16 protein-coding genes are annotated in these 16,696 nt (G+C 68.9%); 6 read left to right on the forward strand and 10 right to left on the reverse strand.

What is annotated here, in order from left to right:
• Window positions 1-14 precede the first annotated feature (14 nt).
• From BDK89_RS19325 to BDK89_RS19345, 5 genes are read right to left on the reverse strand one after another with little or no spacing between them, the layout of a single operon-like run.
• A complete protein-coding gene (locus BDK89_RS19325) occupies window positions 15-890 on the reverse strand; it encodes an LLM class F420-dependent oxidoreductase (protein WP_243839263.1) in 876 nt (291 codons plus the stop codon).
• 7 nt (window positions 891-897) lie between these two features.
• A complete protein-coding gene (locus BDK89_RS19330) occupies window positions 898-1,599 on the reverse strand; it encodes an ABC transporter ATP-binding protein (RefSeq protein WP_133870513.1) in 702 nt (233 codons plus the stop codon).
• Window positions 1,544-2,425 carry an ABC transporter ATP-binding protein gene (locus tag BDK89_RS19335; RefSeq protein ID WP_133870514.1) on the reverse strand — a complete coding sequence of 294 codons (882 nt, stop codon included), beginning with the start codon at window positions 2,423-2,425 and terminating at the stop codon, window positions 1,544-1,546. Before BDK89_RS19335 ends, BDK89_RS19330 begins: the two co-directional genes overlap by 56 nt.
• Entirely contained in the window at window positions 2,422-3,351 is a 930-nt protein-coding gene (locus BDK89_RS19340) for a branched-chain amino acid ABC transporter permease (protein ID WP_133870515.1), read from the reverse strand. The genes BDK89_RS19335 and BDK89_RS19340 overlap by 4 nt, the downstream gene beginning before the upstream one ends.
• Before the next feature lie 2 nt (window positions 3,352-3,353).
• The gene (locus BDK89_RS19345) at window positions 3,354-4,241 is read right to left on the reverse strand and encodes a branched-chain amino acid ABC transporter permease (RefSeq protein ID WP_133870516.1); all 888 of its coding nucleotides are present in this window, start codon (window positions 4,239-4,241) and stop codon (window positions 3,354-3,356) included.
• Window positions 4,242-4,377: 136 nt separating this feature from the next.
• Here BDK89_RS19345 and BDK89_RS19350 point away from each other — a divergent pair, with 136 nt between their 5' ends.
• Window positions 4,378-4,818 carry a nuclear transport factor 2 family protein gene (locus tag BDK89_RS19350; RefSeq protein ID WP_166657699.1) on the forward strand — a complete coding sequence of 147 codons (441 nt, stop codon included), beginning with the start codon at window positions 4,378-4,380 and terminating at the stop codon, window positions 4,816-4,818.
• 263 nt (window positions 4,819-5,081) lie between these two features.
• Here BDK89_RS19350 and BDK89_RS19355 read toward each other — a convergent pair whose 3' ends face one another.
• Window positions 5,082-6,404 carry an ABC transporter substrate-binding protein gene (locus BDK89_RS19355; protein ID WP_166657700.1) on the reverse strand — a complete coding sequence of 441 codons (1,323 nt, stop codon included), beginning with the start codon at window positions 6,402-6,404 and terminating at the stop codon, window positions 5,082-5,084.
• A 162-nt stretch (window positions 6,405-6,566) separates the two neighbouring features.
• Between BDK89_RS19355 and BDK89_RS19360 the strand changes: the two genes are divergently transcribed.
• Entirely contained in the window at window positions 6,567-7,028 is a 462-nt protein-coding gene (locus BDK89_RS19360; RefSeq protein ID WP_133870519.1) for a riboflavin kinase, read from the forward strand.
• A gap of 42 nt (window positions 7,029-7,070) precedes the next feature.
• Here the strand turns inward: BDK89_RS19360 and BDK89_RS19365 are convergent, their stop codons facing one another.
• Window positions 7,071-8,270: a cation:proton antiporter gene (locus BDK89_RS19365; protein ID WP_133870520.1), complete on the reverse strand. Its 1,200-nt coding sequence runs from the start codon at window positions 8,268-8,270 to the stop codon at window positions 7,071-7,073.
• A complete protein-coding gene (locus tag BDK89_RS19370) occupies window positions 8,267-8,749 on the reverse strand; it encodes a cation:proton antiporter regulatory subunit (RefSeq protein ID WP_133870521.1) in 483 nt (160 codons plus the stop codon). Before BDK89_RS19370 ends, BDK89_RS19365 begins: the two co-directional genes overlap by 4 nt.
• 215 nt (window positions 8,750-8,964) lie before the next feature.
• On the opposite strand from BDK89_RS19370, the gene BDK89_RS19375 reads away from it, so the two are divergent.
• Both BDK89_RS19375 and BDK89_RS19380 read left to right on the forward strand, forming a co-directional pair.
• Window positions 8,965-12,519 (forward strand): beta strand repeat-containing protein, encoded by a 3,555-nt coding sequence (locus BDK89_RS19375; protein WP_133870522.1) that lies wholly within the window; start codon window positions 8,965-8,967, stop codon window positions 12,517-12,519.
• Window positions 12,520-12,639: 120 nt separating this feature from the next.
• On the forward strand, window positions 12,640-13,080 hold the full coding sequence (locus BDK89_RS19380; protein ID WP_133870523.1) for an ester cyclase: 441 nt from the start codon (window positions 12,640-12,642) through the stop codon (window positions 13,078-13,080).
• Window positions 13,081-13,111: 31 nt separating this feature from the next.
• Here BDK89_RS19380 and BDK89_RS19385 read toward each other — a convergent pair whose 3' ends face one another.
• Window positions 13,112-13,873, reverse strand: coding sequence for an SDR family NAD(P)-dependent oxidoreductase (locus BDK89_RS19385; protein ID WP_133870524.1), 762 nt, complete (start codon window positions 13,871-13,873; stop codon window positions 13,112-13,114).
• 165 nt (window positions 13,874-14,038) lie between these two features.
• Here BDK89_RS19385 and BDK89_RS19390 point away from each other — a divergent pair, with 165 nt between their 5' ends.
• A complete protein-coding gene (locus BDK89_RS19390; RefSeq protein ID WP_133870525.1) occupies window positions 14,039-14,965 on the forward strand; it encodes a VOC family protein in 927 nt (308 codons plus the stop codon).
• Complete coding sequence (locus BDK89_RS19395; RefSeq protein ID WP_133870526.1) at window positions 14,962-15,726, forward strand: SDR family NAD(P)-dependent oxidoreductase; 765 nt, start codon at window positions 14,962-14,964, stop codon at window positions 15,724-15,726. The genes BDK89_RS19390 and BDK89_RS19395 overlap by 4 nt, the downstream gene beginning before the upstream one ends.
• A gap of 31 nt (window positions 15,727-15,757) precedes the next feature.
• Here the strand turns inward: BDK89_RS19395 and BDK89_RS19400 are convergent, their stop codons facing one another.
• Entirely contained in the window at window positions 15,758-16,666 is a 909-nt protein-coding gene (locus BDK89_RS19400) for a TIGR03564 family F420-dependent LLM class oxidoreductase (protein WP_166657701.1), read from the reverse strand.
• Window positions 16,667-16,696: the final 30 nt, after the last annotated feature.

Consider the following 16,696-nt stretch of genomic DNA (forward strand, 5'->3'; position numbering starts at 1 on the left):
CGAGATGTCGTGGGTCAGGCGGCGACGCCGGCGGCGTCGGCCAGTTCGGTCAGTTGTTCGCGGAACCGGGTGCGTGACACACCGGCGGCGATGATCAGTTCGTCGATGCCGAGCCCGCGGCAGATCTCCGCGTACTCGGCGAGTTCGTCGAGCGATCCCTTGAACGGGATGCCGACGTTGAGCTTGACGTCGTCTCGCGAGCGGCCGTGTTCGTCGAGTTGGACGTGCAGGTCGTCGAGCGTCCGCTTCAGCTCGTCGGGTTCGAGGCGCCAGCCGTGCCATCCGTCGCCGCGCGTCGCCACCCGCCGCAGCGCCGCAGGGCTGTTGCCGCCGACCACGATCGGGATGGTGCCGCGCACCGGCTTGGGCATGAAGATGAGCGGCTCGAACGAGACGAACTCGCCGTCGAACGACGGGCGATGCTCGCCCCACAGTGCCTTGAGGGCGTCCATGTACTCGTTGAGTCGGGCGCCGCGTCGCTCGAACGTGATCCCCATCGCCGCGTACTCCTCGCGTGACCAGCCGCTGCCGACGCCGTACTCGACGCGGCCGTTGCTGGCGACGTCGAGCGTGGCGAGCTCGCGACCGCGGATGATCGGGTGCCGCTCGGTGAGGATGTCGACCGACGTACCGAGTCGGATCTTCTCGGTGACCAGCGCGGCGGCCATCAGGGTCATCAGCGGTTCGAGCAGACCCTGGTCGGTCTTGAAATCGATGTTGCCGTCGTCGCTGTGCGGATACGCCGAGTCGTACTGGTCGAAGAAGATCACGTGGTCGGGCACCCACAGCGAGGTGAAGCCGAGTGCCTCCACCGTCGTCGCGTACTCCCGCACGTGATCGAGTCCTCGGCCCTCGGTTCCGTCGAAGACCTGCACCATTCCTACGTCCATCACCACATCACCCCAGGTATGCGTCCATGACTTCGGGCGAGTCGGCGAGATCGGAGGGCTTGCCCTCGATCACCAACCGGCCACGTTCGAGCACGTAGGCGTAGTCGGCCATCGCCAACGCCAACGTTGCGTTCTGTTCGACCAGCAGGATCGCCAGGTCGAGCTCGCGGATTCGTTCGATCGCGGCGAACACCACGTCGACGATCGCCGGGGCGAGCCCCATCGACGGTTCGTCGAGGAGCAGCACCTTCGGATCGGTCATCAGGGCACGGCCCAGTGCCAGCATCTGCTGCTCGCCGCCACTCATGAGGCCGGCGTGCTGCTTGCGGCGCTCGGCGAGCCGTGGGAACAGGTCGTACACCTGAGCCAGCCGCTCGTCGAACGTGTCGTGGTTGCGGCCGACGGCCTTGGCCAGTCGGAGATTCTCCTCGACGGTCAGGGGCGCGACGACCATGCGCCCCTCGGGCACGATGGCCATGCCGCGTTTGACGACCTGGTGGGCCTTCTTGCCCAGGATCTCCTCGCCGTCGAGCGTGACGCTGCCCGAACGGGCCGGATGGAGACCGGAGATGGTGTTGAGCGCGGTCGACTTGCCTGCCCCGTTCGAACCGATCAGCGCGACGAAGCCGCGTGCCGGGACGACCAGGTTCAGGTCAGTCAGTGCCGTGATCGCCCCGTACCCGGAGCACAGTGTTGAGACGTTCAGCATCGGATTGCTTTCCGAAATAGGCGGCTTGGACATCGGGATCTTCGACACACGCACGCGGGTCGCCTTCGGCGATCAGCTCACCGAAGTTGATGACGGCGGCGTCGGAGCAGAACTTCAGGACGAGCTTCACGTTGTGCTCGATGAGGACGAGCGAGATGCCCTCCTCACGCAGCGAGAACATCAGCTGGCCGAGCGACTCGGATTCGACGTCGTTCATGCCGGCGGTGGGCTCGTCGAGCATCAGCACCTTGGGTTGGGTGGCCAGTGCTCGCGCGATCTCGACCCGTCGCTGCTCCCCGTAGGGCAGCGCTTCGGCGAGACGCTCGGGCGGCGCGGTGACGCCGACGCGGTCGAGCAGCTCGCGAGCCCGCTCGGCGACCTCGCGACGTTCGCGACGCTCCGACGGCAGACACAACACCGAGTGCCACAGCTGCGCTTGGCGATGTTGGTAGAAGCCGGTCATCACGGTCTCGAGGACGGTGAGGGCCGGGAACAAGCGCACGTTCTGGTAGGTGCGGGCGACGCCGGCGCGGGCCACACGGTGCGCCGGTTCACGTGCGATCTCGTCGCCGAACACGGTGATGCTCCCGTGGTCGGGTTTGATCAGCCCGGAGATCAGGTTGAGGACCGTGGTCTTGCCGGCGCCGTTGGGTCCGAGGAGACCGAAGATCGACTGTGGCGGGACCCGGAACGAGAGATCGTCGACGGCGCGGAGGCCACCGAACGTCTTCGACAGGCCGCGGACGTCGAGGGCGGCCGAGTCGGCGTCGACCGTGTGGGTGGCCTGCGCGTGACCGGTCGCGGCGTGGGCGTTGTCGGCGTTCACGATCCCACCGCCTCGGTGACGGTCGTCGGTGCCGGGTCTGCCGCGGGCGGCTCGGCGACGTCGCTCTTGCGCTTCCAGATCGGCCGCTCACGCTTCTTGCGTCGGCGTGGATCGACGATGCCGCGGGGCATGTAGATCATGATGACGACGAGCAGGATGCCGTTCGCGATCTCGTGCCCGTCGTCGATGTAGTCGGACAGGATCTCCGGCAGGAAGCGGAAGACCATGGCGCCGACGATCGCGCCGAACCAGTGGAACGCACCACCGAGCACGACGGCAGCGAGCATGGTGAACGCCAGATCGACGTAGAAGGTGTTCGGACCGATGAACTGGAGCTGGTCGGCCATCAGCACGCCGGCCAACCCGCCGACGGCGCCGCTGAGCACGAAGCCGATCCGTTGGATGTGCCGCGTGTTGACGCCGAGGGTCGACGCCGCAGCCGGGTCTTCGTGCACGGTGGTGGCGGCGAGACCGAAACGCGACTGGTCGAGTCGCCAGAACACGAACAGGCAGACCGCGACGATCAGGGTGATCATCCACAGGGTCGACTGGCGGGTGAGCGGGGTTCCGTTCGCGCCGCCCGTCGCATCGGGCAGGTTCAGGATGAACACTCGCGTGATGAGGACCATCGCGATCGTCGCCATCGCCATGTAGTGGCTCGACAGCCGCAGGATCACGAACGAGAACAGGAGCGCCGCGACGGAACCGACCGCCACACCGGCGGCGATGCCGACCCACAGGCTGACATCGTGATCACGCTGCAGGGCGGCGTAGACGAATCCGCCGAACGCTCCGAAGGTGACTGGCGCGACGCTGAGGACGCCGGTCCACAGCGAGGCATACGTGGCGAGTGCGAACAGCCCGTAGATCAGGCCGAACGTGAACGTCGATCGGTACTCGACGAGGAAGTCTGCGATGGCCAGCATCGTCACGCTCGCTTGAGCTCGAGTTCCGAGAAGAGGCCGCGGGGTCTGATCAACAGCACCGCCAGCAGGAGGCCGAACGTGATCGCCTCACGGAAGCTCGACGAGATGTACTGGGCTCCCAACACCTCGGCGACGCCGATCAGGAGGCCACCGGCCAACGTGCCGCGGACATCGCCGAAGCCGCCGACGACGACGGCGGCGAAGCCCTTGAAGAGGAGGCCGTCGCCCATCGCTCGAGAGATGTTGCTGGTGGCGGCGCCGGACAGGACGCCGGCGAGTCCGGCGAGCGCGGCGGCGAGGAAGGCCGTCAGCAGGATGATCCGGCCGGCGTTGACGCCCGAGATGGTGGCCGACTTCGGGTCCCAGCCGACGGCACGGATCGATGCGCCGGTCTGGGTGTGACGCATCAGGACGTGCAAGCCGAACGCGAGGAGGAGCGCCACGACGATGTTGACGATCTGGATGAACTGGAGGCCGAGGTCGCCGATGGTGATCAGTTCTTCGGAGAAGGTGCCGACGGGGAAGCGCTTCGACCGGTGATCGGTGAAGCGATCGACGAGCGTTCCGAGGACGATCGCGACGCCGATGCTGGTGATGATCGTGCCGAGCAGGCCGACGTCGCGTTTGCGGAGCGGGTTGAACGCGAGGCGATCGACGGCGATGCCGATGACGCCGGCACCGACGACGCCGCCGACGACGGCCAACGCGAAGGGGAGGTCGTACTTCTCGACACACCAGAGCGCGATCAGGGCACCCCACGAGGCGAACATGCCGTGGGCGACGTTCAAGATGCCCAGGGTCGCGAAGATGAGGCCGAAGCCGAAGGCGAAGATCGCATACGTCGATCCGAGTGCGAGCCCGTTGAGCAGCTGTTGTAAGAAGAGCGTCATGCCATCCCCCTCAGGTGGCGGTTGCGGTCTGATCCGCGACCAACCAAGCGATTGGTAGAGTATGGGCCGAAGGACCCTGATGTCAAGCCGAACCGGTCCGAAACAGCGGTCGAATCGACGTCCTGGAGGTCGCCGGATGGAACACGACGAAGCCCAGCAACGACGGGCGATCGAGCGAACCGTCGTCACGTACTGCGACGCAGTGGATCGTGGCGATATCGAGGCCGTTGTCGGTCGGTTCACCGTCGACGCGGTCGTCGACTACGGGCCCCGCACGTCGGCGACCGGTCGCGAGGCGATCGCCCGACTGTTCGGCGGGCTGCGCACCACGGCGACGGCGACGAGCCACCGGCTGACCAACCTCGTGGTCGATCTCGGCGACGACGCCGCACGGGCGACGTCGTACGTGACGGCATGGCACGCCCTCGTCGAACCGGCCGGCGAACAACTGGTCATCCACGGTCGCTATCTCGATCGCCTCGAGCAGGTCGACGGCGACTGGTTGATCGCCGAGCGCCGCCTCGAAGTCCACGGCTCGACCGCCCCCGTCCCCTTCCACCCCCTCCCCCGCCGCTGACGACTGACCGGCGGTCCGGGTCGGGTGTCGGACGGAACGGCGAGGCTCAGCCGAGCCGTTTCGGGAGATCACAGGACCCGGACGCGCACCCGCGTCACCGGAGTCGGGTGATCTCCGGAAACGTCGACTCCGTCGCCGTTCCCTCCGACACCCGACCCGGTGACACCCCGCCACCACCGCACCCGGGACGCGGAACGGCGGGCCGGGATTGCTCCCGGCCCGCCGTCAGGCCACATGGGGTTGGCGCTGGTTCCGTTGGGGGGTCAGGGTGTCCAGATCGACTGCGTGCCGTCGGCGTTCCACTGCATGAAGGTGGTCTCGCCGGCGAGCGACGCCTGGCCGTTCTCGAACACGATGTCGCCGTAGGGCGAGCTCATCTCGGTGATGGTCGCCATGGCCTGGGCGACGGCGTCGCTGTCGCCGTCACCGGCGATCGCGAGGCCCTCGGCCACCATCTTGATGGCGGTGTAGCCCTGGGCGGCGAACACGTCGGGCACTTCGCCGTACTCGGCTTCGTAGAGCTCGGTGAACGCAACGGCGGCCGGGTCGGTCATCTGCGGGGTGAACGCGACGGGGAAGATGATGCCCTCGAGCGTCTCGCCGCCGATCTCGTAGTTGGCCTCGTTGCTGATGCCGTACGTGGTGACGAGCTGGCCCTCGTAGCCGCGGTCACGCAGTGCCTTGGCCATCAAGGTCGCCTCCTGGCCGAGCTGTGACAGCGCGACGACGTCGGGGTTCTGGTCGATGATCTGGGTGGCGGGGCCGCTGAAGTCGGTGTCACCGGTGGCGGTGTCGATCGTGCCGAGCACCTCGACGCCGTTGTCGGCGAAGGCCGCTTCCCAGACGACACCCTCGTTCACCATGCCGTCGTTGTCGGCGGTGACGACGATCGTGGCGCTGGCGAGCGAACCGTCGGCGTTGAGACCGGCGACCATCTCGCCGTAGGCAGGGTCGCCGAGCAGCAGCACCGGGCGGTACATGTACGGCGGCTCGTTGAGGCCGGGCAGGATCGCCGAGGTCACGATGCCGGCGGTCTGGTTGTCGGCGAGGATCGGCTTGACCGAACCGGCGACGCTCGACAGGGCGCAGCACAGGGCAGCCGAGACGTCGTCGTTCAAGAAGCTCTCGATGTGGCCGATCGCCGATGCGGGATCGCCGCCGGCGTCTTCTTCGAGGAGTTCGATGGTGACGCCCTCACCGAGGAGTGCGTTGTCGTTGATCTCCTTGACGGCGAGGCGGGCACCCTGCGCGAGCGGTACACCGGCGAATGCGGCCGGGCCGCTCGTGAGCGACTGGAAGCCGACCTTGTACTCGCCGGCGGGCAGCGACGACTCCATCGGCTCGGTCGTCTCCGACCCCTCGGTCGTCTCGGTCGCGTCGTCGGCGGGTTCCTCGGCGGGCTCCTCCGACGGTTCTTCGGCGGGCTCCTCGGCGGGTTCGTCACTCGGCTCGTCGGCCGGCGCCTCGGTGGTGTCCGAATCGGCGTCGTCGTCATCGTCACCGCCGCAGGCGCCCAGGACGAGCGCTCCGACTGCGACCATGCCGACCAAGCGGCGCCCGAACGTGGAACGTGAATGTCGTTGCAAGGTCTTCCCCCTCTGCAGTGTCGGTCGCCCCTCCGGCAACCAAGCAACTGCTTGTTTAGTCGATGGACGCGCTCGACGCAAGAACGGATTGAGACGAACTCGCCATCTTCCGTTCACAACCAAGCGCTTGCTTTGTTAACGGAACTTCTCTACGGTGGGCGCATGGACGCACCCGAACGACCCACCGTCATCGCGACCCGCGGCGTCGTCGAACACGGCGATCAGCGCGGCCGGACCATCGGCTTTCCGACCGCCAACCTGCCCCTCGAGACCGACGACCTGCTCGACGGCGTCTGGGCCGGCTGGGTCGACGTCGCCGGTGATCGCCACCTGGCTGCGGTCTCGATCGGCAATCGTCCGACGTTCTACGGCACGGTCGGCTATCGCCTGCTGGAGGCCCATCTGCTCGACTTCGAGGGCGATCTGTACGGCACCGAGATCACCGTCGTCCTGTGGCACCACCTTCGGGAACAGGTTCGTTTCGACTCGATCGATGACCTCGTCGCGCAGCTCGCCCACGACGTCGAACACTGTCGAGAACTGGCCACGACGTGTCCGGACGACCTCCGTGCGCTCCGTCCGATGCGCACGCCCGTCGGCGTCGCGACCGCCGTCGCCGTCTGACGTCCTCGATCGACACTCGGGCATCCGTGACGACGACGGGTTCTACGTCGTCGCCGGAACGGGTCGCTTCGCCATGAATCGGGCCGGGATCGGGATGCTGTCGGCGTAGCGAGCGGCGATCGGACCGACGATCGCGAGGAACAGCACGTACGCAGCGGCGAGGGCTTCGAGGTCGGGACCGTCGACGAGCGACGAGCCGAGCGCGGCGATGACGATCGAGAACTCGCCGCGTGCGATCAGCACGGTGCCGGCACGGACACGGCCTCGGGCTGCGACGCCGGCACGACCGGCGGCGTACCAGCCGGTGACGAGCTTGCCGCCGATCGAGACGATGCCGAGCCCGATCGCCGCGGGGATCATCGGGATGAGGTCGGACGGGTCGATCTGGAACGAGAAGAACAGGAAGAAGGTCGCTGCGAACAGGTCGCGCAGCGGGCTGATCAGCTCCATCGAACGCTCTCCGACCGATCCCGACAAGGCCAGACCGACGAGGAACGCACCGATCGCACCGGACACCTCGATCCGCTGTGCCAGTCCGGCGACCAGCAGCGTGAGACCGAACACGGCGAGGAGCAGCGACTCGTCGGTGCCGCCGGCGAGCATCCCCGACAGCTTGTCGCCGAAGCGCAGCGCGAGCACGAGGATGACGATCACCGCCGTGACGGCGACGACCACACTCACGGTCGTCTCCTGCGCCGAACCCCCGACGACCAGGGCGGCGACGATCGGCAGGTAGACCGCCATCGCGAGGTCTTCGATGACGAGCACGTTCAACACCGACGGCGTCTCGCGGTTGCCGAGCCGGTCGAGGTCGAACAGCACCTTCGACACGATGCCCGACGACGAGATCCACGTGACACCGCCGAGCAGGATCGATGCGAGCAGGCTCCAGCCGAGGAGCAGGCCGACGGCGACGCCCGGGATCGCGTTGGCGACCATGTCGACCAGCCCGGGTCTGGTGCCGGTCTTCAAGCCGTGACGGAGCTCGTCCTGGTCGTACTCGAGACCGAGCGCCAGCAGCAGCAGGAGCACGCCGATCTCGGCGGCGAGCGAGATGAAGTCCTCGGTGACGTCGAGCTGCGCGATGCCGCCCTCGCCCACCGCCAGACCGGCGAGCAGGTAGAGCGGCACGGCGGAGATGCCGAGCCTCGACGCGAACCGGGAGAGGATCGCGAGCGCGAGTACCACCGCGCCGATCTCGATGAAGGCGAGCGCCGCCTCCGCCGAGCCGGCGGCGATCACGGGATGACCAGCTCCCGCATGCGGTCGAGGCCCTCGGCGGTACCGACGGCGACGAGCGTGTCACCGCTCTCGAGGCCGAACTCCGGACCGGGCGCCGGAATCGACGTACCGTTGCGGAGCACGGCGACGACCGAGCAACCGGTCTTGGTGCGGTACATGCCGTCGCCGATCGTGGCACCGACGGCCACCGAGTCGGCGGGCAGCGTCATCCACTCGAACGCGAGGCCCTCGACCTCCTGCTGAACGGCGCCCATGCTCTCGGTGATCTGGCTCGCACCCAGGAGCGACGCCAGGGTGCGGGTGTCGTCGGGGTCGAGGTGCAGGATCGAGGTGCACTTGTCGGGGTCGACGGAGTCGTACACCATGATGTCGCGACGTCCGTCGTGATGGTTGAGGACGCCGATGATGTTGCCCTGGGCGGTGGAGAACTCCTGGCGGACGCCGACGCCGGGCAACTTGGTCTCGGAAACGATCGCCATGCCACCAGTCTGCCCGATCGCACCGCAGCCGACGGTCGTCACCGGACCGGCACGGCACCGGGTGACCCACGTCACCCAATGTCAGGGTTCGTGAAGATTTCTGTCAGAACGAGCTCAAGTCCCCAGCTCAGCCGCCCGATACCTGCCCCGTGCATCAACCCACTATCACACCGTTCTGGCAACGGTGGTCGGTTCCTGTCCTGGCCGCCCTTGCCATGTTCCTCTCCACCGTCACGCTCATCTCGACGCCCATCGCCGAAGCGAACGGCCTGACGGCGACCCCGACCACGACCGCCCGAGTGGCGCCGTCGTCGACCACGACGTTGAGCGGCCTGTCGATCGCCGGCGCCACCGGCACCGTGCGGGCCACCCTCTCCACCGACCGCGGCACGCTCCAGATCACCTCGACCGGCGGCCTCACGCTCGGCTACGGGAACAACTGGAGCGGTACGGCGTCGATCACCTTCAGCGGCAGCCAGAGCGACATCAACGCCGGTCTCGCCTCGGCCCGCCTGACCGTGCCCGCCGGCGACGCAACGGCGAACGTCTCGTTGACCGCAATGCCGGACGAGGCGGCGTACAACTACCTGCCGTCGAACCAGCACTTCTACGAGTACGTCGCGGCGCCGAACATCACGTGGAGCAGCGCCCAGGTGGCGGCTCTCGGCCGCACCTATCGCGGTCAGTCGGGCTACCTCGCCGCGGTCGTCAGCGCCGAGATCAACAGCTTCCTGGCCAGCAAGATCCAGAACGCGGACAACGTCTGGTTCGGCCTGCGCGCCCATCAGTCTGCGCCGGGCAACGTCTACAACGGGACGGCCTACGCACGCGTCTGGCGTGTTCCGAGCGGCCCCGCCGCCGGCACCGTCGGCGCCGTGTGCTCGAACCTCGACGGTGCCTGCACCTTCGTCGACCAGGCGAACTACTTCAGCAGCTGGGCGTCGGGCGAGCCGAACAACTCCGGCCTCACCGAGAACTCGGCCGTCACCAACTGGGGCGGCAGCGTCGGCAACTGGAACGACCTGCCGAACTCGGCGAACGGCATCGCCGGCTACATCGTGGAGTACGGCGGCCAGCAGAACAGCGACTCCTCACTCGGCACCGGCTTCGCCGGCATCGTGACCGCCTCGACCGCGATCACGGTCGCCGCGGCCGCGTCTGCTCCGGCAGCGCCGGTCGTCAGCGGGAGCGCCGGTGACGAATCGATCTCACTCAGTTGGAACCCGCCCGCCAACGGCGGTGCCGAGATCACCGGCTACGAGGTCTCGATCGACGGGGGCAGCTGGACGTCGATCGCCACGACGTCGTCGAGCGACACCGTCGACGGCAACCTCGTCACGACCGTCTCGGCGACGATCGGGAACCTGAGCAACGGCGTCGACTACGACGTGCGCATCCGCGCGGTCAACTCGGCCGGCTCGGGTGCTGCGAGCAACACCATCAGCGCCACACCGATCGGTCTCGCCGATGCCCCGACCTCGGTCGTCGCGAACGGCGGCAACGCATCGGCGTCGGTCGCATTCGTCGCCCCTGCCGACGACGGCGGCGCCGCGATCACCGGCTACACCGTCACCGCATCGCCCGGCGGCGCGAACGCCTCGTGTGCGGCCTCGCCGTGCACCGTCAGCGGCCTCACCAACGGCACCACCTACACCTTCACCGTCACCGCCACCAACGCCGTCGGCACCGGCCCGGCATCGACCCCGTCGAACGCCGTGACGCCCGCGACCACGCCCGGCGCTCCGACCGGCGTCAGCGCGACCGAGGGCGACACCGAGGCGACCGTGTCGTTCACCGCCCCCGCCTCCACCGGCGGCAGGGCGATCACCGGCTACACGGTGACCGCTCAGCCCGGCGGCGCCCAGACCGCGTGCGCCGCATCGCCCTGCGACGTCACCGGCCTCACCAACGGCACCACGTACACCTTCACCGTCGCCGCCATCAATGTCGTCGGCACCGGCCCGGCATCGAACCCGTCGAACGCCATCACCCCGCACACGACGCCGGGGGCACCGGAGTCGGTCGTCGTCACCCGTGGCGATCAGCAGGTGTCGGTGTCGTTCGACGCGCCCGTCTCCGACGGCGGCGGTGCGATCACCGGCTACTCGATCTCCGTTCAGCCCGGCGACAGAACCGTGCCGTGTGCCGCGTCGCCGTGCGACGTCACCGGCCTCACCAACGGCACCTCGTACTCGGTGACGGTCGTCGCCGTGAACGACATGGGGGCCGGCTCTCCGTCGGCGCCGGTCTCGGCCACACCGGCGACGGTGCCCGATGCCCCGACCGCCGTCGAGGCTGTGCGCACCGATGCCGGCTCGACCGTGACCTTCGTCGCCCCGGCGGCGAACGGCGATGCCATCACCGGTTACACGGTGACCGCCCAGCCCGGCGGCACCGAGACCCCCTGCGCCGCATCACCCTGCGACGTCACCGGCCTCACCAACGGCACCACCTACACCTTCACCGTCACCGCCACCAATGGCGTCGGCACCGGCCCGGCATCGACGCCGAGCTCGGACGTCGTTCCGGCCGGCGTTCCTGGGGCACCGTTCGACGTGACGGCGAGCCGTGGGAACGGTTCGGCGACGATCGCCTTCACCGAACCGAACTCGAACGGTGATGCCGTCACCGGTTACACGGTGACCGCCCAGCCCGGCGGTGCCCAGACCCCCTGCGCCGCGTCGCCGTGCGACGTCACCGGCCTCACCAACGGCACCACCTACACCTTCACCGTCACCGCCACCAACGGCGTCGGCACCGGCCCGGCATCGACCCCGTCGAACACCGTCGTTCCCGCCACCGTGCCGGGCGCACCCACCGGCGTGTCGGCGGTGCGGGGCAACGCACAGGCCACCGTGTCGTTCACCGCTCCGGCGCCCAACGGCGCCGCCGTCTCCGGCTACAACGTGACCGTCCAGCCCGGTGGGCGCACGATCGCCTGCTCGGCGTCGCCGTGCGTCATCGACGGGTTGACCAACGGCACCGCCTACACCTTCACCGTCGCCGCCACCAACGGCGTCGGTACCGGCCCGGCGTCGCAGCCCAGCTCTGCCGTCACGCCGGCCACCGTCGCCGATGCGCCGATGAACGCGGTCGCCGTCGCTGGCGACCGACAGGCCACGATCAGCTTCGATGCGCCGGCCACGAACGGCGGCAGCCCGATCACGGGCTACGTCGTCACGGCGTCGTGCGGGAACGCACTGTGCCCATTGGCCGACATCTCGTCGAGCTTCATCGAGGCGGCCGAGGGCACCGAGTGCGACTCGTCGCCGTGCATCATCGACGGACTGGTCAACGGGACGTCGTACACGTTCGAGGTCGTCGCCGTGAACGCCGTCGGGTCCAGTGCGGCGTCGGCACCGACCGAAGCCGTCGTGCCCGCGGGCGCCCCCTCGGCGCCGATGACCCCGACCGTGCGCCAGATCGCCGGTGGCGTGACCGTGTCGTGGGCAGCGCCGCTCGACGTCAACGGATCGCCGGTCACCGGCTACGTCGTGAGCGGTGGCGGCCAGACCTGCGAAACCGACGCGCAGACCACCTCGTGCACGTTCGAGGGGCTGTCACTCGGCACGGTGTTCACCGTCGTGGCCCAGAACGCCGCCGGTGAGTCGGCCGCCGTCACGGCCACACCGGAAACGCCGACCGGCACGCTGCCCAGCACCGGCTCGGACACGACCGGAAGCATCGTCGCAATGGCGTTTGCGTCGGTCGTGCTGGGCGCTGCACTGCTGATGCAGGCACGGCGCCGACGCAACGACGTCGCCTGCTGAACTCGAGTCGGCTCGGCGGGAGCCGACTCGACGATCGTCGATCCCCCGGACTCCGGTCCGGGGGATCGGCGCGTCCCGGCCGGTCGGACCGACGGGTGCGTGGGCGGTTACCGTCGCCGCATGATCAGCGACGAACTGCGGGAGCGTCGGCTCGCCACCCTCGACGTGCACTTCCGGTCGGAGGTCGACCACGACTGGGACGCGTGCCTGGCCACGTTCGCCGGCACGCCGCGATACGAGATCGTGCCGCTCGACCAGGTGCACGAGGGCGACGACGAGGTGCTCGCCTACCACCGGGCGCAGCGGCAGGCGTTCCCCGACCAGCGGCACGAGAACGCCCGCTTCCATGTGGCCGACGACGACACGGTGATCGCCGAGTTCGACCTGATCGGCACCAACACCGGCGAGTTCGTCGGCGGCGCCCCGACCGGGCAGGCGTTCCGGGTCCCGACGATCGCCGTGTTCTCCTTCGACGGCGACAAGATCACCAACGAACGCGTCTACCTCGACGTCCTCAGCCTCCTCACCCAGATCGGCCGCACCGACCTCCTCCCCACCTGACCCACATCGGGCGGTCGGGCGCCGTCCGAGGTCAGTAGCGGGCGGCTCGGACGAGGCCGCCGTCGATGTGGAGGTTGGCGGCGGTGGTGTAGGCGTTGACCGGGGCGAGCAGGAACACGACCCCGGCGGCGACCTCCTCCGGGCGGCCGAGCCGACCGAAGACCGATCGCGCCGCCACGCCGTCGTAGACCTCGGGCATCCCGTCGCGCACCTGCCCCCAGAATCCGTCGTCGACGTGGATAGGTCCGGGTGAGACGACGTTCACGCGCACGCCGTTGCGTCCCTCCAGTTGGGCGAGCTGCGACGCGTACTGCGTCAGGGCCGCCTTCATCGGGCCGTAGGCACGGTCCAGGTCGGGCAGTTCGGACAGGACGGCGGCGATCGACGAGATCACGACGAGTGACCCGTTCGACTCGCGCAGGTGCGGCACGACCGCATCGATGGCGCGCACGTGCTGATAGAGGTCGATGTCGAACGTCTCGGGCCAGCGCCCGATGTCGGTCCGGTACACGCGCGCCGACACGTTGCTGACGAACCCGTCGATACCACCCCACGCGTCGGCGACGTCGGAGATCCACTCCTCGACGGCGCCGTCGGCCGTCACGTCGACCTGGTCGGTTCGGAGCCGGTCACCGACGTCGACCGCAGCGGCGAGATCGTCGAGCGACTCACGCCCGCGTGCGCACGTCGCAACCCGTGCCCCTTCGGCCACGAGCAGTTCGACGGTCGCCCGTCCGATCCCGCGGCTCCCACCGGTGACGACGATGCGCGCTCCGCTCAATCCCAGGTCCATGTCTGCTGCCTCCGATCCGTGCGCCGCGACCCTTGCGGCGCGGTCGATCTCTTATTAGATTTACTGTCAACAAGCGGCCGTGTCAACGGCCGACGAGCCGACGAACCATGAGCTGACGAACCACGACACGACGAGGAACGACATGACGACGATGACGAGCACGACATGCTGATCGGGCTGCACCACGTGGGCCGTGCGGTCGCCGACGTGGCGACCGTCGCCGACGACCACGCGGCGATCACCGGCTGGCCGGTCACGCACACGGCAGCCGGCGACTCGCCGCTCTGCGCCGGCAGGAACGTCGGCGCCACCGCGTTGCTGCACGGACCCAACGGCTGGCTCGAGCTCGTCGGCGCCACCACCGGCGAACCGACCCTCCGCAGCGTCAACGTGGCCGGTGTCGCCCACTCCTCCATCCAGACCGGCAACACCACTCCGATCGACACGCGCCTCGCCGATCGCGAGATCACCCGCCACGACGGACCGATCGAACTCGGCACCGGATTCACCTACCTCTACGTGCGAGACGCCGAGCACGACATCATCGAAATCGAAGGCGCACCGCACGCACCCGCCGATCTCGACCCGTGGTTGTCGCACGGAGCGATCGTCAGCCCCGACATCGACCGCCTCGCCGCTTCGTACGCGACGGTGCTCGACGCCGAGCCGACGCCACCGATCCGTCTCGCCGGGCACTCCGAGTTCGACCGGGGAACGGGCCTCGCCGGCGTCGACGTGCGTGTCACGTTCGTCAGGGTGCCGAACGGCTCGGTGGAGATGTGGCAGTACGACGCCCCGGCGCCGGTCGGTGAACCGGTCCGCGACTACGAAGCGGTCGGTGCCGGGCACCTCGCGTTCGAGACGACGTCGATCGACGACACGGTCGAGCGGGCGCTCGCCAACGGCTTCGCGCTCGCCGACGAGACGATCGAAGTCGACGGACTCCGGATCGCCCGCATGACCGACCTCGACGGCAACTGGGTCGAGTTCGTCGAGTTCGACGACCTCGACGACCCGTGTTCGCTGCGGACCCGGCCCGATCTCCGACGTCCGGCCAAGATGGACGCCCTGCTCGCGGCGGCTCGCTCGTGAACGGCCCCCGACCCGTCGTCGTCGTCACCGGCGCCGCGCGCGGCATCGGCCGCGCCACGGTCGAGCGCTTCGCAGATGCGGGCTACGACATCGTCGCCACCGACCTCCCCGGAGCCCCGTTCGACGACCTGGCCGACGCCGCCCGCATCACGGCGATCGAGTACGTGGAGGCCGACGTCGCCTCGTCGGACGACTGGGCGCGCGTGATCGAGCGGTGCACCGTCCGGTTCGGACGTCTCGATGCGTTGTTCAACAACGCCGGCATCGAAGGCCCGGCGGCGCCGATCGCCGAGTACCCCGACGACGAGTTCGACCGCATCATGGCGATCAACGTGCGCGGCGTCTTCCTGGGCATCAAGCACGCCGCACCGCTGATGTTGCGGTCGGGCGGCGGCGCGATCGTCAACAACTCCTCGATCGCCGGGCTGGGCGGCGGTGCGCGCATCGCCGGCTACGCAGCGAGCAAGCACGCCGTCATCGGCCTCACGAGGTCGGCCGCGATCGAGTTCGCTGGGACGATCCGGGTCAATGCGATCTGTCCGTCGCCGACCGGTACCCGGATGATGTGGGACCTGCGCGACCGGATCGGCGGCGACATGTCGGACGCCGACTTCGAGCGGGCCTTCACCGGCGACACTCCGATGGGCCGGTTCGCCGAACCCGGCGAGATGGCCGACGTCGTCGTCTTCCTCGCCGGCTCCGCCGCCTCCTACATCACCGGCGCAATCCTGCCCGTCGACGGCGGCACCACCGCCAAGTGACCCGCGGAAGAAGTCGGACTGCTTCCGCGGGTCAGCGGGCGGCGAGGAGGGCGGCTCGGGTGGCGGCGTGTTCGTCGGGGTTGCCGCCCATCACGACGGCGGTGAAGTCGGTGGCGCCGGCAGCGCGGATCTTCTCGATACCGTCGACGACCTCCTCGTGGCTACCGATCAGCGACAGTTCGGCCAGTCCGTGCACGCCCTCGATGTCGAGCATCGCCCGGTACGACGGCAGCTCGGCGTAGATCGACAGGATCTGGCCGACAAAGTCGCGCGCCGACTGCGGGTCGTCGGTGACCCAGACCGGCAGGCTGCACACGATGCTGGGCGTCGGCCGGCCGGCCTCGTCGGCGGCGGCGTCGATCGCCGGCTTGATCTGCTGCTCGATCGTCTTCGGGCCGACGCACCACAGGATCGTGCCGTCGGTGCGCTTGCCCGCGACCCGCAGCATCTGGTCGCCGAGCGCGGCGAGCATCACCTTCGGCGGGGTCGTGGTCGGGCGGGTGCCCTCGCCCACGAAGCTGAAGAACTCGCCCTCGTGGTTCGACGAACCCGTCTCGAGCAGCGGGAGCAGGATGTCGAGGTAGTCGAGCATGTGGCGGACCGGCTTGCGCCACTCCATCTTGTAGTAGTTCTCGACGACGGGTCGATGCGACAGACCGATGCCGAGCACGAACCGGCCGTCGGACGCCGCCTGCGCCGTGAGCGCCGACGCCGCCATGGCGTGCGGGTGTCGCGGCCACGTCGGCACCACCGCGGTGCCGAGCGTCAGCGACTCGGTCTTCGTGCCGACCAGCCCGAGCGTGGCCTGGGCGTCGACCAGCGCCGTCTGGGCGAGCCAGTAGCTGTCGAAGCCGGCCGCTTCGGCGTCGACCGCTGCCGCGGTGATCGTGCCGAGGTCGGGTTGGGCGAGTTGGTCGGAGCCGTTGATGCCGATCTTCACGCTCGTCACCGTACGTGTTGCGACCGGCCG

This window comes from Ilumatobacter fluminis, assembly GCF_004364865.1.
GTDB classification, from domain to species: Bacteria; Actinomycetota; Acidimicrobiia; order Acidimicrobiales; family Ilumatobacteraceae; genus Ilumatobacter; species Ilumatobacter fluminis.

What these genes read in the sequence shown, in the direction of transcription:
- BDK89_RS19375 (WP_133870522.1), top strand. Translation starts at nt 8,965, where the DNA reads ATGTTCCTCTCCACCGTCACGCTCATCTCGACGCCCATCGCCGAAGCG.
- BDK89_RS19325 (WP_243839263.1), bottom strand. Translation starts at nt 890, where the DNA reads ATGGACGTAGGAATGGTGCAGGTCTTCGACGGAACCGAGGGCCGAGGA.
- BDK89_RS19370 (WP_133870521.1), bottom strand. Translation starts at nt 8,749, where the DNA reads ATGGCGATCGTTTCCGAGACCAAGTTGCCCGGCGTCGGCGTCCGCCAG.
- BDK89_RS19385 (WP_133870524.1), bottom strand. Translation starts at nt 13,873, where the DNA reads ATGGACCTGGGATTGAGCGGAGCGCGCATCGTCGTCACCGGTGGGAGC.
- BDK89_RS19345 (WP_133870516.1), bottom strand. Translation starts at nt 4,241, where the DNA reads ATGACGCTCTTCTTACAACAGCTGCTCAACGGGCTCGCACTCGGATCG.
- BDK89_RS19330 (WP_133870513.1), bottom strand. Translation starts at nt 1,599, where the DNA reads ATGCTGAACGTCTCAACACTGTGCTCCGGGTACGGGGCGATCACGGCA.
- BDK89_RS19360 (WP_133870519.1), top strand. Translation starts at nt 6,567, where the DNA reads ATGGACGCACCCGAACGACCCACCGTCATCGCGACCCGCGGCGTCGTC.
- BDK89_RS19380 (WP_133870523.1), top strand. Translation starts at nt 12,640, where the DNA reads ATGATCAGCGACGAACTGCGGGAGCGTCGGCTCGCCACCCTCGACGTG.
- BDK89_RS19350 (WP_166657699.1), top strand. Translation starts at nt 4,378, where the DNA reads ATGGAACACGACGAAGCCCAGCAACGACGGGCGATCGAGCGAACCGTC.
- BDK89_RS19390 (WP_133870525.1), top strand. Translation starts at nt 14,039, where the DNA reads ATGCTGATCGGGCTGCACCACGTGGGCCGTGCGGTCGCCGACGTGGCG.
- BDK89_RS19340 (WP_133870515.1), bottom strand. Translation starts at nt 3,351, where the DNA reads ATGCTGGCCATCGCAGACTTCCTCGTCGAGTACCGATCGACGTTCACG.